Here is a 23,088-nt window from a genome sequence, read left to right on the forward strand (position 1 = left end):
AATTAAATAAGGTTAAAGAGAAAGGATCTTGTACATGAAACCGTTGCTCAAAGAAAACACGCTAATTCAAGTGAAAGACATTTTAAAGGCCCATCAAAATTTGAAGGATGTAGTCATTCATACACCTCTTCAAAAAAATGAGCGACTTTCTGAACGATATGAATGTAATGTCTACTTAAAAAGAGAGGATCTGCAAGTAGTTCGTTCCTTTAAATTAAGAGGCGCTTTTAATAAAATGAGCCAGCTTCCAAAAGATAAACTAAAAAACGGCATTGTCTGCGCAAGTGCAGGAAATCACGCACAAGGTGTTGCCTATTCTTGTAAATATCTAGGTATCCACGGAAAAATCTTTATGCCTGCTACGACACCAAGGCAAAAAGTATCTCAAGTAGAGCTTTTCGGAAAAGAATATGTTGAAATTATCTTAACCGGAGATACGTTTGATGATTCATATCATGAAGCAGTTAAATGCGGAGATGAAGAAAAGCGTGAGTTTATCCATCCGTTTGATGATCTAGATGTGATGGCAGGACAAGGAACGACTGCTGTAGAAATATTAAATGATATCGAAGTGGAGCCTCACTTTTTATTTGCAAGTGTTGGAGGTGGAGGTCTGTTATCTGGAGTTGGTACATATATCAAAAATATCGCCCCAGAAACCGAAATCATTGCCGTCGAACCACTTGGCGCAGCTTCACTCCATGCCTCTCATGAAAAGGGCAAGGTTGTGACACTTGATTCCATTGATAAGTTTGTAGACGGAGCAGCGGTTCAGCGGATTGGCGAAAAGACGTTTACATCGCTACAATCTGTTGTCGATAAAATTAGTCTTGTACCTGAGGGGAAAGTATGTACAACCATTTTAGAGCTTTATAATCAATGTGCGATTGTAGCAGAGCCGGCAGGCGCACTTCCGATCGCAGCGCTGGATGCCCATCGCGAGGAGATTAAAGGGAAAAATGTTGTCTGTATTGTCAGTGGAGGAAATAATGATATTGGCAGAATGCAGGAAATCAAAGAACGGTCGATGATCTATGAAGGGCTTCAACATTATTTCATTGTCAATTTTCCGCAAAGAGCAGGTGCGCTTCGGGAATTTTTAGATGAAGTATTAGGGCCAAATGATGATATCTCCCGCTTTGAATATACGAAAAAGAATAACCGAAGCAAAGGACCCGCGCTTGTTGGCATCGAATTGAAAGAAAGAGATGACTATGCGGCGCTCATTGAACGGATGAATAAAAAAGGATTCCATTATGTTGAAGTGAATAAAGATCAAGATTTATTCCACCTATTTATTTAGGCGTAACAGAACATTGGAAAAGAGGATTGATCGTTTGTGCTGCTCAAAACAATATGTTTTAGACGGATGGATGGAGCTCAGATCAAGGTAACAGAAGTTCCTGTACTAAAGGGAGATGAGCCGTATCGTTTCATGCTCACCTTTAGACTTGAAGCTTTCTTGAAAAAAGTCTATGTATCTAAAGGAAAGAGAGCTGTGTACTCTTTCAGAGAGGATGTGAAACGTAACGTCAAGTGGAGCACATATGAGCAGATCTATCAGGAGCCTACACTGAAACACAATGCGTAAAAAGGAATCTTTGTCAAAGGGAGTGAGCGGCTGTTTTAAAATGGCTGCTGCTCAGCTTGGCAAGGATTTTTTTCATGATAAGAAGAAAATGTGACAATTTCAAAAACGTCATGACAGTTGTTTTCAAGTTTGCACGAAATAAGGTAATATCATAAGTAAAGACTAAGACAGCAAGGATGAGACAATAGTGAAACAAATTAAAATTGTAACAGATTCAACAGTGGACCTTCCGCAAGAAAAAATCAATGATCTTTCCATTCACGTAATTCCGCTCAATATCTCCATTTCTGGGGTTGATTATATTGACCGAGTGAATATACAGGCAGATGAATTTATTGAAAAAATGGAGGCCGCTGAGGAATTGCCGAAAACGTCTCAACCTGCGATCGGTCAATTCGTCGAATTATATGAAAGGCTGACGGCAGATGGAAGCGAAGTCATTAGTATCCATTTAACGGGCGGGATGAGTGGTACAGTTCAAACTGCTGAAAGCGCTTCGAAAATGGTAGACGGAAACATCACGGTGATTGATTCAAACTTTATTTCATATGGACTAGGGTTTCAAGTCACCAAAGCAGCCGAACTTGCACAAAATGGTGCAAGCCGTGAAGACATCATCAAAGAAATGGATAAAATCCGTCTTGGAACAAAGCTATTTGTCACAATCGATACATTAGAAAATCTCGTGAAAGGTGGAAGAATTGGAAGAGGGAAGGCGCTGATCGGCTCACTTCTTCACATCAAACCAATTGCGAGCTTAACAGACGGGGTATACACGCCAGAAGCGAATGTGAGAAGCTATTCTGCTCTTGTCCGCTATTTAACCAAACAGTATGTACAGGCGGTGAAAGGAAAAACAGTTCAAGCCATTGGGATAGCGCATGCAGATGCATTAGAACTCGCTGAAAAGCTCAAATCAGCGCTGCTTGACCATACACCTGAAGCACCTGTTGACATCGCCTACACAACACCGATTATTTCGTGTCACACTGGAAAAGGTGCAATAGGCTTTACTTTTTATACCGATTGACTTCGAAAAGGGGATGGACGTACCATGCTTAAAAAAAGGGGAGCCTCACTTGGTGCGCTTATGATCATAAGCGTGCTTCTTTTAGTCTCATGTTCAAATGGACAAATCAAAGATGCGTTAAATTATCAAATACAGCCGTTTGAATATGAAAATCAGGATGGACAAAAGGTGTCATTGGATGATTTGAAGGGGAAAGTATGGGTGGCAGATTTTATTTTCACAAGCTGTGAAACGATCTGTCCGCCGATGACTGCACATATGACAGAGCTGCAAAAACGGTTAAAAGAAGAAAAATTGGATGCGCATATCATTTCCTTTAGCGTGGACCCGGAGGTAGATTCACCGAAAAAGCTAAAAGAATTTGCAAAAGCATATCCTTTATCCTTTAAAAATTGGGATTTCCTCACTGGTTACTCGCAGTCAGCAATTGAAAAATTCGCAATGAAAAGCTTTAAAACCATTGTGAAGAAACCTGAAGATGAAGACCAAGTGATCCATCAGTCATTGTTTTTCCTAGTTGATCAAGAAGGAAAAGTGATGAAAAATTATGATGGTGTACAAAACACGCCATATGATGACATCATCAAGGACATCAAAACGCTGATCCGTAGCTAGCATAAAGATGTTCAAATGAGCAAAAACATGATACACTTTTTTAATCAGAAAAAGGAGGGACATCATCGTTTGAAGGCTCGTTTGATTTTGATTGTGATGTCTCTAGCTTTTGTTCTTTCTGCATGTTCCGCGCAAGAGGCTGGCATAAAGGATAAACTAGAAGACACACAAGACGTAAAAGAACATATTACCATCGCAGCGGTTGGAGATTCCTTAACAGAAGGAATCGGAGATCAACAAAAAAAAGGATATGCAGGCATGACCCGTGACAAGTTAGAAGCAGTGGACGGCGTGCAATCTGTCACATTAAAAAACTATGCCATTAAAGGCAGTAGAACGGTAGATTTATTAAAAAGATTAAAAGAAAAAAAAGTGCAAGACGGTCTGAAAGATGCTGACTATATTTTCTTTACGATCGGCGGCAATGACTTAATGCATGTCGTTCGTCAAAATGTACTCAATTTGACGTTTGCTCCTTTTCAAAAAGAGCAGGGGCCTTTTGAGGAGCGCTTTAAAACCATTCTTGCTCAACTGAGAGAACATAATGACCATGCGAAGATCATGTATGTAAGCATGTATAATCCCTTTAAATTCAGTCTCACTGAGCTGAAAGACATTGATGAAGTCGTCAAAGACTGGAATGCCGTCGCCAAAAAAGAACTGAAAAAAGATGGCAACGCTGATATGATCAATGTAGCAGATTTATTTGAGGAAGATTCTGATGAAAAATTACTGGCAGATGATGATTTCCACCCAAACCAAAAGGGGTACTCTCTTATGGCAAATCGTTTATTCTCCAAAGTGAAAAAAGAAGGACTGCCGAAGGAATAGGGTGAACGTATGAAAAAGTGGAAAAGCTTATTTTTTATTTTACTTGCAATCAATCTATTGATTGTACTTGCCTGCGGTATTTTGATGTTAATGCCAGGCGGTCAATCCGCTTCAACTAAAGAATTGAAAAGCGAGTATTCTTTTAATATATCTAGCTCAAAGGAATCACTCACCAGCTTTATCAATGATTACTTGAAAAATCAAGGGTCAAGCGATATGCCAGACTTTCATGTGGCGATCGATCAAGATGTGAAAGTAACAGGCGCCATTAAAGCTTTCTCTTCGACGATTGATGCAAACGTCTCATTTACGCCAACTGTTGAAGATAATGGTGATGTGCTTTTGAAAGTGGATGGCCTTTCAATTGGACAATTGAGCATTCCGATTAGTTTTGTTCTAAGCTACATGGGCCAGTTCTATGAACTGCCAGAATTCGTTCATGTGAAACCGGATCAAAAAACGGTTGAAGTGCGCCTTTCAGAAATGCCGTTGACGAATGATATGTATGTGAAAGCAAACAAAATTGATCTAGAGAACGATGAAATTGAGTTCTCATATTATCATCCAAAGCAATAGAAAGTGAGTCAGGAGTGAAATCATGAAGCGAGTCTATCAATATTTTAGTTTACTGTCGTTTTTATTTGCTGCGTACTTTGGCATCACAGCTGCCACTGATTTAAGAGCAGAAAATATCGATCAGTTTTACTTAAATATTGCCTATTGTGCATTATTTCTAGGTATCATGATTCTTGCTTTTGATTTTCAAAAGCAAGAAAAAGCTGAAGATGTCTCGTAAAGAGCCTTTCCTTTATGGAAAAGGCTCTTTTTTATATTTGCTGAGACAAGACCACCTTCGCCATAAGCTCTGGCTCTCCGTTAGCAAATCCATGAAGCAGAATGAGGTATGCGCGATTTGCTTGCAGATGAACTTTTGGGATATCAAGCAGTATACTTTGAGTGCCGGCGGCTTTCAATTCAAAATGATATTTATTCGGGGAGAAATGATGAATGTGAGTGCTGTTTACATAGTGAAGCTCCTTAGCTAACACCCCTTGATCACGTTCATATATATCAATGGAAGGAAGGTCTGGAGAAAGGTGGACAAATGTAAGGGCTGACAGGTCCTTATGTTGAATCAGAGGGTCTTGCCGCTCTGTCAGCAGCGCAAAACCTGCATGCGTACCTGTGATACATAGGGTATAAATCTCGTCACGTTTAATCATCATACGAGAATGAAGAACTCTTTGTTTTGTAGCTAGCTTGAACACTTCTATCTCATACATTCCCTCATCCCACTCCATATAAGCTGTTAACTGGCTGTAAGGCATTTTTTTCAAAACCTCATTCCGGTTCACATAAACAGCGAGCTCACTAAGATCTGGGGCAGCGTGAAAAAGCCGAATAAAGGCTTTGGATGAAGGGCTGCTTTGAGGGTGCTCGAAGCCCGCAGCGAGTGGACGGTATGGATAGTTATGATAAAAGAGCTGCTGCATGTATCAATCCCTACTTTCTTATGCGATGGTGTTTTTTGTAGCGTATGCATGAAAAAGGCGATCTGTATAGGCAAACGAAGCATAGAAAAAAGCCTGACGTTTTCCGTCAGGCCCGCATGTTAAGAAGGAGAAGAATATTGATGATATTCAGCTAGCTTAATGAACGTTTTTTCATCCTCAATGAGACCACAAACACCGCACTGGACTTTTATTTGAGGACCTTGATAGCTCATGTGAAAAGGAGAAAGCTGCTCTCCTTCGTATCTTTCGACAACTGCTCCGGTCGCAGGGTCCAGCTTCACAGGTTCTGAAAGCTGCTCAATCAGATTAAAGCGCGTTCTGTTCGTTTTACAGTTTGGACAAAGATAAGGGCTTGTCATGGTTCATTCCACCTCTTTTTATCCGTAGCATGTCCATTGCGCTAAATTCTATGCTTCATCCTTTTGACTTTTATCCAGCTTTTTAAATAATTTGATCATTGTTTTTAGTTCCTCATCGTCGAATGACTCAAATCGCTCCATAAAGTATTCTGTTTTCTTTTTCTCAAAATGCTCAGTAATTTCCTTACCCTTATCGGTTAAGTGGATTTTAATGATGCGGCGATCCTCTTTAGAACGGATACGGGTGATCCAGCCCTTTTCTACAAGTGTGTCGGTCACAGCTGTGATATGGCTTGCTGACACTCCTAGAATGGACGCAAATTCCGTTACTTTTTTTGCACCTTGCTCACGAAGCAGATTTAAAATGAGAAATTCATTCCGAGATAATTCGTTTTCGAGCAGGCTGTTAATCTCATAACGGATCTGCTTAAATACGGTTCTCAGTAAAGTATCCATTTCATACATCATTTTTTTTCTTTGTTCCAATCATTAAACCCCCATTATATTTTAAAATACGACAAAATGCTTTTTTATCATTTAGGTAGACGAGTCGTATCATTTTCATTATTTTTCATCATGTTATAATATGATGATACCATTTTTTAAATGAAGGGGGCACTAATATGTCTGAAAAACAAGAATTAGCCACATTTGCAGGAGGCTGCTTCTGGTGTATGGTTAAACCTTTTGATGAACAGCCGGGCATTATCAAAGTTGAATCAGGGTATACTGGCGGACATACAGTGAATCCGACCTATGAAGAAGTATGTACAAATACAACGGGGCATAGAGAAGCGGTTCAAATCACGTTTGATCCAGACGTATTCCCGTATGAAAAGCTATTAGAACTGTATTGGCAGCAAATAGACCCAACAGATGATGGCGGGCAATTTGGTGATAGAGGAGAGTCCTACCGCACAGGTATTTATGTTCATCATGATGAGCAGAGAAAGCTTGCAGAGGCATCGAAAGAGAAGCTGAACGAAAGCGGCATCTTTCAAAAGCCAATTGTGACAGAAATTTTAGATGCTGCTCCTTTTTATCCCGCAGAGGAGTATCATCAGCACTATTATAAAAAGAACAAAATGCACTACGAACGATATCATGTCGGTTCTGGCAGAGCGGGTTTTATTGAGTCCCATTGGAGTGATAAATCATGACAAACGATAAAGAAAAACGACTAAAAGAATTAAACCGAATGCAGTATGAAGTCACACAAAATAATGGCACTGAGCCGCCATTTCAAAATGAATTCTGGGATCATAAAGAAGAAGGCATTTATGTAGATATCATTTCAGGCAAGCCGCTTTTTTCTTCTTTAGATAAGTTTGATGCCCATTGCGGCTGGCCGAGTTTCACAAAGCCGCTTGAAGATGAGGAAGTAGCCGAGAAGGTGGATAAGAGCCATGGGATGGTGCGGACAGAGGTGCGCAGCAAGACAGCTGATTCTCATCTAGGTCATGTCTTTCCTGATGGACCAGGACCAAATGGTCTTCGGTATTGTATTAATTCAGCCGCTTTGAAGTTTATCCCAAAAGATGATCTTGAAAAAGAAGGCTATGGGGATTTGAAACATCTATTTGATTGATCTATTGAAAAATCGTCACATGGAAGGCATCTGCTTCCGTGTGACGATTTTTTATTTTTTATGATGCGTGTGATGTAATTGTTCAATGATGCGGAATAGCTTTTCTTTTGTAATGAGAGGCGCTTCATTGGATGTGTAATTGGTTAAGTCGACTTTTTGAAAGGAAGCATGCAGTTTTGGTCTTGGTAAAATGGCATAAAATTGTTCATGCTCAAATAGTGCATCTGCTTCGTGCGGAAATGTAAGCTCTTCGTGAAGCTTTTCTCCAGGTCTTTTCCCGACAACGAGAATTTCCGGAGATGAGACATTGATTTGAGCAGCATATTCATGAAACGCTTTTAAGAGATCAGCAAGCTGTAATGACTCCATCTTGAGAATGAACGTTTCGCCGCCTTTCATCATGATGGCTGCTTGAAGTGTGAGGGAGACAGCCTCTTCGATGGACATAAAAAAACGTGTCATATGAGGATCAGTTACGGTCAAAGGTTTTTCATTTAACAGCTGCTGGAGCATGATGGGAATGACGGAACCTCTTGATCCAAGCACATTGCCAAAACGCACAGAGCAAAACAATGTTTTTTGGTTCAGAATACTTTCGTTTGCTTGGAAAAATAGTTTTTCTGAAATTAATTTTGTTGCACCCATGGCATTTGTCGGAGAAACTGCTTTGTCTGTGGAGATGTTGACAACATGACTGACTTCATGTTCGATTGCAGCCTCAATGATGTGCTGCCCGCCGATAATATTTGTTTGCACGGCTTCAAACGGATTGTCTTCACAAGTAGGTACTTGTTTTAAGGCGGCTGCATGAAAGATGATATCAACGCCTTTGACGAGCTGTCTCACGCGGCTTGCATCTCGTACATCGCCTAAAGCGAAGGCGACTTCTGGGTGATCCGCATACTCATTTTTCATCATGTATTGTTTGCTGTCATCTTTGCTGAAGACGATAATCTTTTTTGGAGAGCATGATGTTAATTTTTTCACAATTTGACGTCCGATTGAACCTGTACCGCCTGTAACTAATATCGTTTTGTCACGAAAAAAAGCCTTCAAACTCGTTTCTATCTTTTTGGACATATCTAATCCCCCAACTCTCATTTCTCTACTTTGCATCATATGTGAAAGAGTGGTATCCGTTTGAGGAAAAGAACCACTTTCTATATAAATTAGGTGAACACATTATAACCATCTGCATGACGTTTTAATAGAATATGGAGAGATAAGAGAATAAGTAGAAAAATGAGAGACCTGAACACTTCAGTACTGCGATCAGCTCGGAAGAATATGTAGAGAGCTTTGCGCGAGGGGAGAAGGGAATACATGTATAGGGGAAATCGTATTTTAGCCTTGATACCAGCTTTTAGAAGCAGGCGCGATCAGCATGATGAACACATTCGCGTATTGGCGGAGCGGCCGCTCATCTATTGGACCATTCAGCCGTTACTGCAAATGATTGAGTTAGACGAAATCATCGTCTCTACACAGGATGTCAATACACAAATCATTTCTTCTCACTACGGAGCCCGTGTGATAGAACTTCCAGACAGTCATGTAACAGAACAAACACCGTCACTCATAGCGGTGAAGCATGCGCTTGCTTACTTAGAGCGTGAGGGGAAAACCTTTGATATTGTTCTATATTTGCATCCATCGTCTCCTTTAAGACAGCCGGAAGATATTGAGAAGTGCTTGCAGCTTCTAGTAGAAGGGAGCTATGACTGCGTGGCATCTTTTACAGAGGCGCTAGAAAACCCAAATGAGACATGGACACTGCATGAGAATAATGAAGCCACTTTATATAAGGACAATCATTACTTTTTCATGCCAAAGCATGAGCAGCCATATACGTATGGCCGTTTAAATGGAGCAGTGTATGCTTTTCATGTTCCATATGCAAAAGAATGCATTCATTCCTTTTTAGAAGGATCTGTTGGAGCGTATATCATGGATTCCCAAAAATCACTTGTGGTGAAACAGGAAGAAGATCTTGAGAAAGCGGAGAAAGTCTTATTGGCTCGCAGAGATGCGGAGGGTTAGGTATAAGAAGAATTTCAACGAGAAAAGCGCCCTGTCATAGGGCGCTTTTTACGATCTCATAAAGTCTGTGTGGAAATGACTCAAATGTATTCCAAGAAACGACTTGTTCGTAATTGTTTCGTGCGATTGCTTTTCTTTTCTCGGCATTTGATCCATAATATTCAAACTGTTCCAGCAAATCGTCCTCATCTTTATAAAAAGCGAAGCTTGAAAAAGCTTGAGGCGGTTGTAGATCCGTCAATTGAAAGCTTCCAGCTGCAGCGATATCAAACGCTCTGTTGTTCAGGCTTACATTTTGAACCATGGCTTTGTTTTTGTTATAAGCAAATTGAGCCGGTCTGTGCGGGTTAAGAACAATCGCTGATTGCTGATAGATGTCCGCCAATTGCTGAGGGCTCAGCCAATTGGTCACTAATGTGAGATCGTGATCATGTCTTCGTGACTTATTTAAATGACGATGCCATTCCTTACCTGCAACGAGAATTCGCCATTTTTTTTGTTGTAAGAGTGTATCAATGGCTTTCATGCGGTTGGGATAAGGGTAGCCAATGAGTGCAATGTCGTAGATGCACATCTTTTCAGACGATTCATTTTTTTGAAAAATATTTGTATTTGCCGGAATGGGAAAGTAGTAGGCGTGACCTATGCCCAATTGCTTGTAAAATGGCAAAGCTCCTTCATCAATTGTTAATATGAGCCGCGCATCACGCGTGCAAGCAGCTGACACATCTGTATAAAAGGGATCTTCTGTCATCCACAAAACGATCGGGATCTTTTCTTGTTTGAATTGATAAAGCACTTCGCTCGGAACATGATCACCGATCATCATCAAAACAAAATCCGGAGAAAATGTCCGGATTTTGTGCATGTGAGCGGGTAGAGATTCTCGGTCAATCTTTACACATGAAAAGGGGGAATCAATGAAGCTCTCTTCTACCCATTGATCAAACATATGATAGATTCCGCCGTAGCCAGAGCTGATATAAAGAAGCTTCATGATGGCCCTCTCACATTAAGACGTGAACGTAACACTTTCAACTTTATCTACATCTAATAAAGTCGTTGCAGAGCCTGTTGGTGTGACTGAGCTTTCTTGTGTAACAAAGACAACACCCGTTGACGCATCGAATGATACGAATTGAACTGGCCCGATTAAGTCTCCTGAGTCAGTGACAATGCTAATGACGGTTCCTGGTGTAAGTCTTGCAAAAATCCATCTTGCTGGCTGCGATACATCAAGTGTTGTAGCAGAATCTGAAGGTGATGCCTCAGCTGCCACTTCACTTAATAAATCATTCAATTTTTCTTCCATTTGAACTCCTCCTTCTTCAAGATTAACTGTTAATGTACGAGTAAGTGGTTTGAAAAACACTTTCAATAGTTCTTTTTTTAATTCGGCACGCTTGTCGCTCATTTTTTTCCCATCCTTTCTTCATCAATTCAAACTCACCCCTATGTATATGCCGTTCATTTTTTTTGGTATAAGCAGAACGCTGATTCCTTGTTCTTTTTATCATTTAATCACTTCACACATTTTTAAAAATGTTTTCAAATGCTGAGGCTAAATGAAGTGAATCTCATACTCTAGTAAAGATTAAATGCGAAGAGAGAGGGATTATGAATGGAATTTGATCAATTATTAAATGGTTGGAACGAAGAATTACTAGAAGCAGAAGGAGTACTTGAAGTCATCTTGATTTTACTTCTTCTTCGTCTATTAGAAGAAAGTGAGGAAGAGAGTGTGTCAGACATCAAAGAATTACTTCGTCCGTGGCTTGAACTTGGCATTCCAGTGCCACGCGTTCATTTAGTCAATGGAGATGTCCTTCAAAACGTAGTTGTTGTGCAGCTCTTTGATACAGTAGCGGTCTTTAAAAACGCGACAAATCAGCTAAGAGTGAATGTTCCTTACGTGAACATCGTCAGCTGGGGGGCTTTTTAATCTAATTAAAAAGGATAATGATCATGAAAGTATCGGTGATTTTAACAAGCTACAATAAACCTGATTTCATTGATCGTGTGCTAAAGAGTATGGTGGAACAAACGTATTCAAATTGGGAGCTTCTCATTATGGATGATGGCTCAGAACAAGGCACCATCCAAAAGATCCAGCCCTATTTAGAAAATGAGCGCATTCATCTGTATTCACGCACGGTTCATCCTGCAAAACGGCTGTTAACCGTACGGTATGCGACACTAATTAATGAAGCGTTAGCTCGTATAACAGGTGAGCTCATTTGTTATTTAACCGATGATACCGTGTATCATCAAGATCGTTTGCAGAAAATGGTGGATGTTTTTCAGTCGAAGCCTCATATCGATATTGTGTATTCCTCGCAGCGGGTCGTGCATGTTGATAAGCAATTAGTTGAGACGATGAACTTTGTGCGTGAAGCAGACCAAATATTGGAGCATGCGTCCTTTCAAGTGGACCATTGTTCGGTCATGCACAGAAGGCGTTTGCTTCCGCTAATTCATGAAAAATACGGACAATATTGGGCTGATGAGCCGAAACACTGGCATCATGCAGATTCTGTTTTTTGGATGAGGCTGAATGATTTTGCTGCTTTTTTTCCATTAAGAGATGTACTTGATACAACGTATAAAACGCCTCATTCCTTTCATCATTTGTTTTCGAGTATGCCGTATGATCTCATTGACGGAACGGTGATTGAAAAGGAAGGGGATTACTACCAAATCGCAGGCGGGAATCTTCATGAAATTGAAAGGTGCTGGGTGAACGAAAAAAACAGACGCGCCATTCGGGTTCCATCGTTATGTGCGATGAAATATGAGATGAAAGACATGCTGGCAGTACCTAATTATACAGTTGTCACAGCAGATCATGGGAAAACGTTCTATTATATTGAAGGTCAGAAAAAAAGGCGGTTTGCTTCAAAGCGTGACGTGCAATATTTTCAGTTTCATCCTAAGGATATCTATACGATTTCAAATGAACGGCTTCAGATGTATGAAGAGGGCGGCATGATTCAAGTGTCACCAGTATTTAATCCGCCAAACAGGCGGCTCTTTAAATGGAAACAAGATGTCTATTTACTGATGCATCATACTTTTTGCCGTATTGACCCTGAGGTTGTAAAGCGATTTGCTTTTTATCATCAGCCAATTAATTTATACCCTTCCCAATTTACATTATTTCAAGAAGGAAAGCCGATAATGCCGCTGTATATGGAATCGCTGCAAGAATTCGATATGTCTCTTTATCAAACATCAGGGCGAAAGCACTCCTCATAAGAGGGGTGCTTTTTTGACGCTATTGACAAAAAAAGCAGGAAGTTGCAAGGAAAAAGCGAAACATGAAAGGACAGGAGAACGTGTGATGAAGATGATCAAGCCGCTGAAAATCCGGCAATAGATGCCAGTTTTTCGGCACTGAAAGTGAGGGGGAAAGAATGGGGAAGGTTGTCGAAAGAGCGGACTGGTTTGAATTAATTTTAGAAGCCATTGATGAAGCCATCCATGTTGTAGATGATCAAGGAATGACGATCTTTTACAATCATAATGCCGCTAAGTTTGACTGTTTACAAAAAGAAGAGGTGATTGACAAGTACATCCTTGATGTGTATCCCTCTTTAACAGAAAAAACAAGTACGCTCATGCATGTTTTGAGAACAGGGAAGCCCATTTATCATTCGCTGCAAACCTATTTGAATAAAAACGGCGAAAGAATTGAGACCGTCAATACGACATTGCCTATTATTGAAGACAGCCAGTTAATAGGTGCGGTCGAAGTCGCAAAAGATGTATCGAAGCTGTCAGCCCTTTCGAATCGTTTAGATCAAAAAAAACGAATACACGATGCGGCTGGGGCAGAACAAATGCATGATTTTTCTTCATTTTTAACAAATGATCCGCTCTTAAATGAAATGCTTGAAAAGGCAAAAAAAGCTGCTGCTTATCCGTCATCAGTTGTTGTCTACGGGGAAACAGGGACAGGGAAAGAAGTGCTCGTTCAAGCCATCGTTCATGAATCTGATCGGAAAAACCAAGTGTTCATTCCGCAAAACTGTGCGGCACTCCCAGAATCGCTACTTGAGAGCCTATTGTTCGGATCTGTCAAAGGGAGCTATACAGGCGCAATTGATCGTAAGGGGCTCTTTGAATTAGCTGATGGAGGCACGCTTTTTCTTGATGAACTGCAAGCGATGCCGCTCACGCTGCAGACGAAATTATTACGTGTGTTAGAGGATGGCGTGGTGCGCCGCATTGGAGATGCAAAAGCGATTCAAGTAGATGTAAGACTCATTACTGCACTCAATATGGACCCATTTGAAGCGGTGAAAAAGCAAATTTTAAGAGAAGACTTATTTTATAGACTGCATGTGTCATCTTTTCATATCCCGCCGCTTCGTGAGAGAAAGCAAGACATCCCGCTGCTTTCCCGCCATTTCATTCAAACCTATCATCAGCAGTTTTCAAAAAACGTCAAACGCCTTTCTGAAGAAACAAAGCAATTGTTTATGGCTCACCACTGGCCGGGGAACGTTCGAGAATTAAAACATACCATTGAGCATGCCGTATTGATGATGCCAAAGGAAGCGGAAGACATCACACCTTCATACCTTCCTGCTCATTTACGTACGCAGAAGCTTGAGGAAGGAACACTCAATGCCTCCTTAAAAAGTCAGGTTTCTTCATTTGAACAAACACTCATTCAAGAAGCTTTAAACAAGCATCATGGCAATATTAAAAAAACCGCTGCCGCTTTAAAAATCCCTCGACAAACACTGCAATATAAACTGAAGAAATATGCAGATGCCGAAATATAGGCATCACCATCCATTGAATATCACGGGTAAAGCTCCTTCTATAAAGAATAGGGGCATTTTCCCATGTTGGCACATAACTTGCATAGTATAAGGAGAATGCTGATAGGGGGAATGGATATGAATCAAAAACTATATGAACCGGCGCGTCATTGGAAGGACATTGAGCTTTGGAAAGATGTACCTGAGGAAAAGTGGAACGACTGGATTTGGCAGCTGACGCATACCGTGAAAACGCTTGAAGATTTAGAGAAAGTCGTAAACTTAACAGAAGAGGAAAGAGAAGGGGTGAAGATCTCCACCAAAACCATTCCACTCAACATTACACCCTACTATGCCTCATTGATGAATCCAGACGATCCAAGATGTCCAGTACGTATGCAATCTGTGCCAATTGCTGAGGAGCTTCATAAAACAAAATATGACCTGGAAGACCCGCTGCATGAAGATGAAGACTCACCTGTCCCGGGGTTAACACATCGGTACCCAGATCGTGTGCTCTTTCTTGTAACAAATCAGTGCTCCATGTATTGCCGCTATTGTACGAGAAGACGTTTTTCCGGTCAGATCGGTATGGGCGTGCCAAAAAAGCAGTTAGATGCTGCCATTGGATATATTAGAGAAACACCTGAGGTGCGGGATGTGTTAATTTCCGGCGGAGATGGGCTCTTAATCAACGATCAAGTGCTTGAATACATTTTGAAAAACTTACGAGACATTCCGCATGTTGAGATCATTCGGATAGGAACCCGCGCGCCAGTCGTCTTTCCGCAGCGCATTACAGATGAGCTGTGCGAGATTTTGAAAAAATATCATCCAGTTTGGCTGAATACCCATTTCAATACAAGCATTGAAATTACGAAAGAAGCAAAAGAAGCGTGCGAACGTCTTGTAAATGCCGGCGTGCCTGTAGGTAATCAGGCCGTCATCCTTGCAGGAATTAACGACAGTGTGCCGATTATGAAGAAGCTGATGCACGATCTCGTGATGATACGGGTCAGACCTTATTATATTTATCAGTGTGATTTATCTGAGGGCATTGGCCACTTTAGAACACCAGTATCAAAAGGTCTTGAAATCATAGAAGGCTTAAGAGGGCATACGAGCGGCTATGCCGTGCCAAGCTTTGTTGTGGATGCACCAGGAGGCGGAGGAAAGATCGCCTTGCAGCCAAATTATTTATTATCGCAAAGCCCTGACAAAGTCGTCCTTCGTAACTTTGAAGGTGTCATCACCTCTTACCCTGAACCAGAGCATTACGTCGCAGGCCAGGCAGATGCGTATTTTAATGAAATTTATGAAGAGAAACAAGACCCGGCAATTGGTATTACCGCACTATTTGAGGATGAGGCGAAATCGTTTACGCCAGAGAATTTAAGCCGGATGAAACGAAGAGAAGCATATGAGACAAATCCTGAGCATGACACACTCAAAAACAAACGTGAAAAACGAGATGAATTAAAAGAGAAAAAATATCAAGCGCAGCTCAAAAAAGATCAAACTGTAAAGGAGGAGAAATAACCTTGCTGACATGTGATTGGTGTGAGGAAAACAAAGCAAACGCAGAGCAGACAACAGTCTATTGGGAACTGATCACTGGCACACAATCCATTGAAATCATCGAAACACCGTCCATTTCCTGCACGCACTGCGGTATGACATATCAAAAGGATGAGACGGTTAAAGGGATAGAAGATCAATTAATTTTAGTGGATCAGACAAAACTTCCAGAAAAAATTTCATACGAAGAATTAATGAGCATGGAGCGGTTATTAAAGCGAAATTACTTTGACTTTTCATCATAAGTTGTACCTCCGCCTATACAAGTCATCAAATTGCTGTATAATATAACAACAAAATAGAGTGTCGCGGAGGGAAAAACAGGTGAAGTCGTTTTACCATTATTTAATGAAGTACAGACATCCAAAACCGAAAGATGAAATCAGCCATTTTGCAAATGCTGCTTATGAGGATCACAGCTTCCCGAAAGCGTCCACTGATTATCATGAGCTGTGTGCCTATTTAGAATTAAATGGCGATTATTTAAGCTCAATGACAACATTTGACGAAGCGTTTGAGCAATATGAAGTAGAAGTCAAAAAAAAATAACACACAACCGCTTTTTCCAGATGGGAGAAGCGGTTTTTTGATGAGAAATAAAATGGCGTTTTGCATGGTGTGGTTGCCCATGCAGAATTCCTTGCGCCGGCATACGATACGTTAAGACCAAAAGTCGGGCAAGGGGGAGACAGAATGAAGGCGAAAGCACCAAAATATCAAGTAGGGGATATTGTCGTCGTTGTCATGTACGGCACAGTTGGAACGATTACAAAAGTCCATCAAATTGACCAGCACTATTTGTATGAGGTCAATCATAATGAGGTGCTTTATTTTGAAACATCACTTCAGCTTTACGATGAGTACGACGGGGTGATTGTGGATACAGAAAAGCTGGACATTGAATATGAGTTCCTCATTGGCGATGTTGTATATGTAAAAGATTACGGAAAAGAGCTATTTAAAATTATTGGCCATCGAACTGAAATATGGCGATACCTTGATGATGGCTGGGAAGATGTCATTTATGAACTCACGAGGCTAAAGGACGGAGAGTGGCTGGAAACAGAAGAGGAAGACTTAACGCTTGTCCTAAGGAAATATGAGATGGACCAGTTCGTTCATCAGCTTCTTTTTGTGCATTACGTCGGTGAAACCTCAAAAGAAATGGAAGAAGATATGGTGCAAACAGCTCTATTACAATTAGAAGAGAAACAAGAAAGCGAAGCATCACTAGAATTTCTCGCTGTATCTATAGTGGATGAGCTTCTTGATATTTATAATGACTATAAAATTCTCTACGAATTTTTCGAAGATCCAGAATACAAAGATATGATGGATTTTATATTGGAAAGTTTACACGAGCATTTTGGTTAAAGAAAGACTTGTCCTAACACGAATAAAAAATAAGGCACACAGAAAAAAACAATCACATAAAACCATCCCCTCAAGATACGGCCCATCACCTGATCAAACATTTCTCCATCTAATATGCTGAACCATTTCATTGCCTCAAACCCCTTTTCTTTTTGTTTACTGCATTTATATGTATGGAATGAGCCATTATGACAAACTGTAATAAAAAACAGGCGTCGTTCATACATCATAAAAAAGGAGGCGGAATGTCATGAAAGAAGCAGATTTGGTGATCGATACAGAGGAAATTGCGGAATTCTTCTACATGGAGCTGGTCAAAAGAGGGTACATACCTGCGGAGCTGGAAACGTTTGAGCTTGCTGACATTACGTTTGAATATATGCTGAAAAAAACAATGATAGTTGAAGAAGAGGCGTGGTAGGCACTATACTTTGAAGTGATTCTGAAGAGAGGGAGGAGAATCTTTCGCGTGTATATCCTATTTCTTTTAATTTTATTTGGTGCCATTGCTGCGCTCATGGTATCTGGAGTGGGTCAAGCATTGGACAACCAGATCATCTTATGGTTTGAGAGCATCAGACTCCCTTTTTTAAATGATGTCATGCTGACTTTGACGGACTTTGGCATTAGTGCGCTGCTCGTGCCCATCATGCTCATTTTTAGTGTCGCTTTATTCATGTATAAGCGCTATTACTCTATCATGATGCTTTTTCTATTATATCTCACAGAAAAGACCATCAACCATGAACTAAAGGGGCTGTTTGCTAGAGAGCGTCCGGCCTTTGATCATCTTGTCAATGAAACGTATTACAGCTTTCCGAGCGGACATTCGATGAATGCAGCCACAATCTATCCGTTTATAGCTTATCTATTAGTTGAAATGATTCCATGGCTGAAAGAAAGACAAAAAATCGTCTACTTGATCACAGGGGTCTGTGTTGTTTTGATTGGGATCAGCCGAATGTATATCGGCGTTCATTTTTTGACAGATGTTGCAGGCGGTTTTGCGATAGGACTTGCTTTATTTCTCATTTGTAAAAAGATTGACGAAAAATTGTCTATCATTCGACAAAAATAGAAGAAGGAAATTGACAGACCCCAGCCAATTTTATATAAAAGGGGAGGGATTTGAATGCAATTGACGTTGAGATTTTTTCAAAAGAAACCTTCAGCATTTCACTTAACCATTTATCAGACACCTGAATATGGCGCTGCAAGTGGGCATCAGCCTGTGTACCGGACAAAGATTGGCGGCAGAACACACCTGGATGTTCTGGAAAAAGCATTCTCGACATTTAATGTACATGATACAGTCCCTAGTGATTACAATGCACGGTTTATCACAACAGGTGATATTGTTGTGATTGATGATAAGAAAAAGGGAAAATGCTATTATCAGCTTTTTCCGGCAGGATGGAAACGCAGTAAACGACTGTTGACGATGAGTTAAATAGAGATTTTCGATGCCAGCTCGAGCTTTAGCTGGTATTTTCTTTTTTGGGCTCAATCGTTTATACTAAATAGGACAAAACACATAGTAAACGTAAGTGGAGGCTAAAAAAATGAGTGTACATATTGGAGCAGAAAAAGGACAAATTGCAGAAACGGTATTGCTGCCAGGCGATCCGCTTCGTGCGAAATATATTGCAGATACATATTTAGAAGATGTCGAATGCTATAACGAAGTGCGCGGAATGTATGGTTATACTGGAACCTACAAAGGAAAGCGCGTTTCTGTACAAGGAACCGGAATGGGCGTACCTTCTATTTCGATTTATGTGAATGAACTCATTCAAAGCTATGATGTTCAGAACTTGATCCGCGTTGGATCTTGCGGGGCTATCAAAAGGGATGTCAACGTACGAGATGTCATTTTAGCTCAAACATCTTCAACAGATTCACAAATGAATCGTGTGGCATTTGGACCGATTGATTACGCACCTTGCGCTGATTTTGGACTGCTTAAGAAAGCATACGACACAGCAGAAGCAAAAAATGTCGCTGTACGTGTCGGTAATGTATTTACAGCAGATCAATTTTACAATGAAAAACCACTTGAGCTCATGGCTCAATACGGAATTCTAGCAATTGAAATGGAGACAACCGCTCTATATTCGCTTGCAGCAAAATTTGATCGTAAAGCGTTATCCATTCTGACAGTGAGTGATCATGTTCTCACAGGTGAAGAAACAACGGCTGAAGAGCGTCAAACGACATTTGACGAAATGATCTTAATTGCGCTAGACTCCGTTTTATAATAGTATAAAGGGTGTGCTACGATGTAGCGCATCTTTATTTTTTTAGAAGAGCAAAAGGAAGGTATGTCATGAAGAAAAGCTATAAAATACTCTCAATCGCATCGATTCTTGTTTTGACAGCCGCACTATCGGGCTGCCAGTTGCTGGATCAAAAAAGCGGTACATCTGAATCGAACAAAACAAACGAACAAAAAAGCGCAGAAAATTCATCTACCCAGCAAAACTCAAACAATACAGCAGATTCATCGGATCAAGAGCTGACGTTAAAGAGTGAATATTTCAATGACATCAAAGTGGTAAGCGGGCTGAAAACCATTCAAAATCCTGCAAACGTGCTAGCACTTGTCAACAAAGAATACGCATTACCAGGAACCTATAAACCTTCTGATCTCGTTGTTCCAAAAGTAGAATTCTCTTTTTCAGAGGATATTGAAAAACGATATATTCGTAAAGAAGCAGCAGAAGCACTTGAGACATTATTCAAAGATGCGAAAAAGAAAAACTTTGAGCTGGCTGCCGTATCTGGCTATCGCTCCTATGACCGTCAAAAGGTCATTTTTGATAGTGAAGTCAAGTTAAAAGGCAAAGAAAAAGCGCAAGAAGCAGTAGCTTTACCAGGCGAAAGTGAACACCAAACAGGCCTTGCAATGGACATTTCCTCAAAAAGTGCCGGCTTTGACATCTCTGAAAAGTTTGGTGAAACACCTGATGGCAAATGGGTGGCTAAAAACGCCTATAAATATGGTTTTATCATTCGTTATCCAAAAGGAAAAGAAGACATGACAAAATATGAATATGAGCCGTGGCATCTGCGCTATGTTGGAAAAGAAGCAGCAAAAGCGATGCATGATCACGATTTAACATTTGAAGAGTACATGAATAAAGTGAAGAAAATTTAATCAAATAAAAAGGCCTCCCAGCTATTCGGGGGGGCCTTCTTTATTCTTCTTTTAAAAAAAGAACAATCCTGCTAATGCGAAACCTGTAATGAAACCAAGCCCGATGCCATAAGCGGCACCCCAGCCGTAATACCCTCCGTAATAACCAAAGCCAAAGCCGCCGCGAGAACCGCCGACTGGACGAATATACACTTTGCGGTTTGTCACCCGCTCAATGCGTCCGACATGTACTCTGCCATTACGATCTGTGATTCTAGCGACTTTCCCCATATGCTGCTGACAAAGCTTTTGATAGCGCTCCATATTTTTCCTCCTTATGACAAACTCTTTTCCCTCTTATCCTATGCGAGAGACCTCATAGAGTTTGGACAAAACATATAGGAGATTCGCTCATTTTATACGGTACATTCAAATAGAATGTGGCTTAGCTGCTTTCGGTGCGCTTGAATCAGATCGTAGTGTGTTTGCATCGTTTCGTAAAGAGAAGGCGGGATATATTCAGATAATTCCATTTCTGTCGGCTCCTCTTGTACCATGTGATCATCAAATGAGAGAATGCGAACGTCATGAAATCCTGCTGCTTTTAGCTGCTCCTTCCATTCTTCAAGTGAAAAGAGTGCGTGAAACCCGTAAAAATCTTGAACGGCGGCAAGCTCCTTCGGTGTAAGGGGTGCTTTTAATACTGCTTCATTCGCAACAAGTTGACTTCCAGGGGCAAGCACGCGTTTAATCTCAGCAAGTGCCGCTGGAAGGTTGGTAAAGCTCAAAACAGATTCACTGATCAGAAGAGTGAACGCTTCATCTGGAAATGGCAGCTGTTCGATCGATGCTTGCAGTGCGCGGATCGGCAGTTCTTCTCGCTCAAATCGCAGATTAGCCTTTTCAATCATCAAAGGGTGTGTATCAATCGCCTCCACCTGATAACCGATATTGCCTAAATATGCCGCCGTTTGTCCAGTCCCGCATCCCGCATCCAGTATGCGCGCATCAGGCATCAATTTTATATGCTCAAGCATCGTTTTTGTTAACTCAATTCCGCCAGGATGGGCACTAGATACGCCAAAATAGGCAAGCATTTCTACATAATCACTCATAAAATCCCTTCTTTCCTTATCAAGTTCCTCTTTAAAGATTATGCAATGCAAGGTCAAATGGCTTATCTTTTCAAAGAGAACTTCGATCCTTTGGTTGACGGATGAAGCATCGTCCTTGATAATAATGAAAGGAGATAAAGGTGGTGTTTTTTTGAAAAAACAATTTAAGATCGTCATCGCTATTTTGGTGACAGCGGCACTGTCCTCAGCGATTACATTTGTGATCACAAAACAAGGGACTGTCAATGTCTCAGGAGATGAGAAGTTTAGTAAACTCATGGCTGCGTATACGAAAGTAAAAGATGAGTATTACGAAAAAACGGATGATCAAAAACTAGTAGATGGTGCGATTCAAGGAATGATCGCATCACTTGATGATCCATACTCTACATATATGGATCAGGAGGAAGCCGAAGGATTTAACAACACCATTTCTTCATCATTTGAAGGAATTGGTGCACAAGTAGAAGAGAAGGATGGACAAATTTTAATTGTCGCACCGATTAAAGGCTCTCCTGCTGAAAAAGCCGGGTTGAAACCTCATGATCGTATTTTAAAGGTGGATGGAAAAAGCACAAAAGGCATGTCGGTCAATCAAGCAGTCTCTCTAATCAGAGGGAAAAAAGGAACGGATGTCAAGCTTCACCTTAACCGCCAAGGAGTGGGAAATGTTGATGTGACCATCACAAGAGACACCATTCCAGTTGAAACAGTGTATGCAAAACTCACAAAAGACAAAATAGGAGAAATCCAAATCACGTCCTTTGCTGAAACAACGTCAAAAGAGTTAGATAAAGCCATTGATGACCTCGAGAAAAAAGGGGCAACAGGGTTTGTCATTGACCTGAGAGATAATCCAGGCGGCATTATGACAGAAGCGATTGAAATGAGTAATGACTTTATCGATAAAGGGAAAGTCATCATGCAAGTTGAAGAAAAAGGGAAGAAAGAAGAGTACAAGGCTGAAAAAGAACGCAAAGTTCATCAGCCGGCAGTTGTCCTTGTAAATGGCGGCTCAGCCAGCGCTGCAGAAATCATGGCGGCGGCTCTGCACCAATCTTCAGGTATCAAAATTATTGGTGAAAAGACATTTGGTAAAGGAACTGTTCAAAATGCGCAAAGCTATAATGATGGTTCTAGTGTCAAGTTAACCATTGCCAAGTGGCTAACGCCGGATGGTTCGTGGATTCATAAAAAAGGAATTGAACCACAGGTCAAAGCATCGCTCCCAAGTTATGCAAAGCTGCCATACTTAAGCCCGAAAAAAACGTATCAGCTGAATGACAATGGAGATGAAGTCAAAGCGGCTCAAAAAATGTTCCAAGCGCTTGACTACAAAGCAAAAGCAAATGGTGAGTACGATCAAGCCTTCCAGACGATCGTCAAAAGCTTCCAAACAGACAACGATCTGAAAGCAGACGGAATTCTGACGGGAGATACAACGACAGTACTGATGACAAAGATCCAAGATAAGCTAAAGAAAAATGATACTCAAATGAAAAAAGCCATTGAAGTCTTGAAAAAAGAAATGAAATAAAGAAAGAGCAG

General features: G+C 40.8%; 31 protein-coding genes. 23 read left to right on the forward strand and 8 right to left on the reverse strand.

The features are described 5' to 3' along the window. Positions 1-34 precede the first annotated feature (34 nt). The 7 genes from ilvA (at position 35) to ypmT (ending at position 4,863) form a co-directional block, all read left to right on the forward strand. On the forward strand, positions 35-1,303 hold the full coding sequence (gene ilvA, locus MHH40_RS00690) for a threonine ammonia-lyase IlvA (protein WP_003215464.1): 1,269 nt from the start codon (positions 35-37) through the stop codon (positions 1,301-1,303). A gap of 36 nt (positions 1,304-1,339) precedes the next feature. Continuing rightward, a complete protein-coding gene (locus MHH40_RS00695; RefSeq protein WP_003215729.1) occupies positions 1,340-1,591 on the forward strand; it encodes a YpmP family protein in 252 nt (83 codons plus the stop codon). A 187-nt stretch (positions 1,592-1,778) separates the two neighbouring features. Beyond that, a complete protein-coding gene (locus MHH40_RS00700) occupies positions 1,779-2,621 on the forward strand; it encodes a DegV family protein (RefSeq protein WP_050943896.1) in 843 nt (280 codons plus the stop codon). 24 nt (positions 2,622-2,645) lie between these two features. After that, a complete protein-coding gene (locus MHH40_RS00705) occupies positions 2,646-3,236 on the forward strand; it encodes an SCO family protein (protein WP_003216134.1) in 591 nt (196 codons plus the stop codon). 69 nt (positions 3,237-3,305) lie between these two features. After that, positions 3,306-4,067, forward strand: coding sequence for an SGNH/GDSL hydrolase family protein (locus tag MHH40_RS00710; protein ID WP_034620452.1), 762 nt, complete (start codon positions 3,306-3,308; stop codon positions 4,065-4,067). A 9-nt stretch (positions 4,068-4,076) separates the two neighbouring features. Next, positions 4,077-4,643, forward strand: coding sequence for a YpmS family protein (locus tag MHH40_RS00715; RefSeq protein WP_050943897.1), 567 nt, complete (start codon positions 4,077-4,079; stop codon positions 4,641-4,643). A 22-nt stretch (positions 4,644-4,665) separates the two neighbouring features. Continuing rightward, positions 4,666-4,863 carry a protein YpmT gene (gene ypmT, locus MHH40_RS00720; RefSeq protein ID WP_012010295.1) on the forward strand — a complete coding sequence of 66 codons (198 nt, stop codon included), beginning with the start codon at positions 4,666-4,668 and terminating at the stop codon, positions 4,861-4,863. Between the two features lie 31 nt (positions 4,864-4,894). On the opposite strand, the gene MHH40_RS00725 is transcribed toward ypmT, so the two are convergent. The 3 genes from MHH40_RS00725 to MHH40_RS00735 form a co-directional block, all read right to left on the reverse strand. Continuing rightward, positions 4,895-5,560: a DUF4397 domain-containing protein gene (locus MHH40_RS00725; protein WP_050943898.1), complete on the reverse strand. Its 666-nt coding sequence runs from the start codon at positions 5,558-5,560 to the stop codon at positions 4,895-4,897. Positions 5,561-5,679: 119 nt separating this feature from the next. Continuing rightward, positions 5,680-5,940, reverse strand: a complete 261-nt coding sequence (locus tag MHH40_RS00730) for a hypothetical protein (RefSeq protein ID WP_012010293.1) — start codon at positions 5,938-5,940, stop codon at positions 5,680-5,682. Positions 5,941-5,988: 48 nt separating this feature from the next. Beyond that, positions 5,989-6,408 carry a MarR family transcriptional regulator gene (locus tag MHH40_RS00735; protein WP_371475140.1) on the reverse strand — a complete coding sequence of 140 codons (420 nt, stop codon included), beginning with the start codon at positions 6,406-6,408 and terminating at the stop codon, positions 5,989-5,991. A gap of 155 nt (positions 6,409-6,563) precedes the next feature. Between MHH40_RS00735 and msrA the strand changes: the two genes are divergently transcribed. Beyond that, complete coding sequence (gene msrA / locus MHH40_RS00740) at positions 6,564-7,100, forward strand: peptide-methionine (S)-S-oxide reductase MsrA (protein WP_050943900.1); 537 nt, start codon at positions 6,564-6,566, stop codon at positions 7,098-7,100. After that, the gene (gene msrB / locus MHH40_RS00745) at positions 7,097-7,528 is read left to right on the forward strand and encodes a peptide-methionine (R)-S-oxide reductase MsrB (protein ID WP_012010290.1); all 432 of its coding nucleotides are present in this window, start codon (positions 7,097-7,099) and stop codon (positions 7,526-7,528) included. The genes msrA and msrB overlap by 4 nt, the downstream gene beginning before the upstream one ends. Positions 7,529-7,579: 51 nt before the next feature. On the opposite strand, the gene MHH40_RS00750 is transcribed toward msrB, so the two are convergent. Continuing rightward, the gene (locus MHH40_RS00750) at positions 7,580-8,608 is read right to left on the reverse strand and encodes an SDR family NAD(P)-dependent oxidoreductase (RefSeq protein ID WP_050943901.1); all 1,029 of its coding nucleotides are present in this window, start codon (positions 8,606-8,608) and stop codon (positions 7,580-7,582) included. 243 nt (positions 8,609-8,851) lie between these two features. Here MHH40_RS00750 and MHH40_RS00755 point away from each other — a divergent pair, with 243 nt between their 5' ends. Next, a complete protein-coding gene (locus MHH40_RS00755) occupies positions 8,852-9,568 on the forward strand; it encodes an acylneuraminate cytidylyltransferase family protein (RefSeq protein WP_050943902.1) in 717 nt (238 codons plus the stop codon). A gap of 34 nt (positions 9,569-9,602) precedes the next feature. Here MHH40_RS00755 and MHH40_RS00760 read toward each other — a convergent pair whose 3' ends face one another. Further along, positions 9,603-10,565, reverse strand: a complete 963-nt coding sequence (locus MHH40_RS00760) for a CgeB family protein (RefSeq protein ID WP_050943903.1) — start codon at positions 10,563-10,565, stop codon at positions 9,603-9,605. A 15-nt stretch (positions 10,566-10,580) separates the two neighbouring features. Next, a complete protein-coding gene (locus MHH40_RS00765; protein WP_050943904.1) occupies positions 10,581-10,982 on the reverse strand; it encodes a hypothetical protein in 402 nt (133 codons plus the stop codon). Positions 10,983-11,189: 207 nt separating this feature from the next. On the opposite strand from MHH40_RS00765, the gene cgeC reads away from it, so the two are divergent. From cgeC to MHH40_RS00825, 12 genes are all read left to right on the forward strand, one after another. Beyond that, positions 11,190-11,510, forward strand: a complete 321-nt coding sequence (cgeC, locus tag MHH40_RS00770) for a spore maturation protein CgeC (protein WP_050943905.1) — start codon at positions 11,190-11,192, stop codon at positions 11,508-11,510. 17 nt (positions 11,511-11,527) lie between these two features. Further along, the gene (locus MHH40_RS00775) at positions 11,528-12,823 is read left to right on the forward strand and encodes a glycosyltransferase family A protein (protein ID WP_050943906.1); all 1,296 of its coding nucleotides are present in this window, start codon (positions 11,528-11,530) and stop codon (positions 12,821-12,823) included. 158 nt (positions 12,824-12,981) lie between these two features. Further along, entirely contained in the window at positions 12,982-14,358 is a 1,377-nt protein-coding gene (locus tag MHH40_RS00780; protein WP_050943907.1) for a sigma-54 interaction domain-containing protein, read from the forward strand. Positions 14,359-14,475: 117 nt separating this feature from the next. Continuing rightward, a complete protein-coding gene (gene ablA / locus MHH40_RS00785) occupies positions 14,476-15,876 on the forward strand; it encodes a lysine 2,3-aminomutase (RefSeq protein WP_003215473.1) in 1,401 nt (466 codons plus the stop codon). A gap of 2 nt (positions 15,877-15,878) precedes the next feature. Beyond that, positions 15,879-16,160 carry a YokU family protein gene (locus tag MHH40_RS00790; RefSeq protein ID WP_050943908.1) on the forward strand — a complete coding sequence of 94 codons (282 nt, stop codon included), beginning with the start codon at positions 15,879-15,881 and terminating at the stop codon, positions 16,158-16,160. A gap of 79 nt (positions 16,161-16,239) precedes the next feature. Continuing rightward, entirely contained in the window at positions 16,240-16,464 is a 225-nt protein-coding gene (locus MHH40_RS00795; protein ID WP_003215834.1) for a YozE family protein, read from the forward strand. Positions 16,465-16,608: 144 nt separating this feature from the next. Then, positions 16,609-17,289: a hypothetical protein gene (locus MHH40_RS00800; RefSeq protein ID WP_012010279.1), complete on the forward strand. Its 681-nt coding sequence runs from the start codon at positions 16,609-16,611 to the stop codon at positions 17,287-17,289. A gap of 250 nt (positions 17,290-17,539) precedes the next feature. Beyond that, entirely contained in the window at positions 17,540-17,710 is a 171-nt protein-coding gene (locus MHH40_RS00805) for a YozD family protein (protein ID WP_003216084.1), read from the forward strand. Between the two features lie 48 nt (positions 17,711-17,758). After that, positions 17,759-18,367 carry a phosphatase PAP2 family protein gene (locus tag MHH40_RS00810; RefSeq protein WP_050943909.1) on the forward strand — a complete coding sequence of 203 codons (609 nt, stop codon included), beginning with the start codon at positions 17,759-17,761 and terminating at the stop codon, positions 18,365-18,367. Between the two features lie 54 nt (positions 18,368-18,421). Then, positions 18,422-18,739 carry a hypothetical protein gene (locus MHH40_RS00815; RefSeq protein WP_050943910.1) on the forward strand — a complete coding sequence of 106 codons (318 nt, stop codon included), beginning with the start codon at positions 18,422-18,424 and terminating at the stop codon, positions 18,737-18,739. Between the two features lie 112 nt (positions 18,740-18,851). Further along, on the forward strand, positions 18,852-19,547 hold the full coding sequence (gene deoD / locus MHH40_RS00820) for a purine-nucleoside phosphorylase (RefSeq protein WP_012010274.1): 696 nt from the start codon (positions 18,852-18,854) through the stop codon (positions 19,545-19,547). Positions 19,548-19,615: 68 nt separating this feature from the next. Then, the gene (locus tag MHH40_RS00825; protein ID WP_050943911.1) at positions 19,616-20,446 is read left to right on the forward strand and encodes a M15 family metallopeptidase; all 831 of its coding nucleotides are present in this window, start codon (positions 19,616-19,618) and stop codon (positions 20,444-20,446) included. 51 nt (positions 20,447-20,497) lie between these two features. Here the strand turns inward: MHH40_RS00825 and MHH40_RS00830 are convergent, their stop codons facing one another. Further along, positions 20,498-20,749, reverse strand: a complete 252-nt coding sequence (locus tag MHH40_RS00830) for a hypothetical protein (RefSeq protein WP_003216113.1) — start codon at positions 20,747-20,749, stop codon at positions 20,498-20,500. 92 nt (positions 20,750-20,841) lie between these two features. Then, positions 20,842-21,540 (reverse strand): class I SAM-dependent methyltransferase, encoded by a 699-nt coding sequence (locus tag MHH40_RS00835; protein WP_050943912.1) that lies wholly within the window; start codon positions 21,538-21,540, stop codon positions 20,842-20,844. Between the two features lie 151 nt (positions 21,541-21,691). Here MHH40_RS00835 and MHH40_RS00840 point away from each other — a divergent pair, with 151 nt between their 5' ends. Beyond that, complete coding sequence (locus MHH40_RS00840; protein WP_050943913.1) at positions 21,692-23,077, forward strand: S41 family peptidase; 1,386 nt, start codon at positions 21,692-21,694, stop codon at positions 23,075-23,077. The last annotated feature ends 11 nt before the right edge of the window (positions 23,078-23,088 follow it).

Origin of the sequence: Bacillus sp. FSL K6-2431, from assembly GCF_038005165.1 — a bacterium.
In the GTDB taxonomy this organism is placed as follows: domain Bacteria; phylum Bacillota; class Bacilli; order Bacillales; family Bacillaceae; genus Bacillus; species Bacillus pumilus.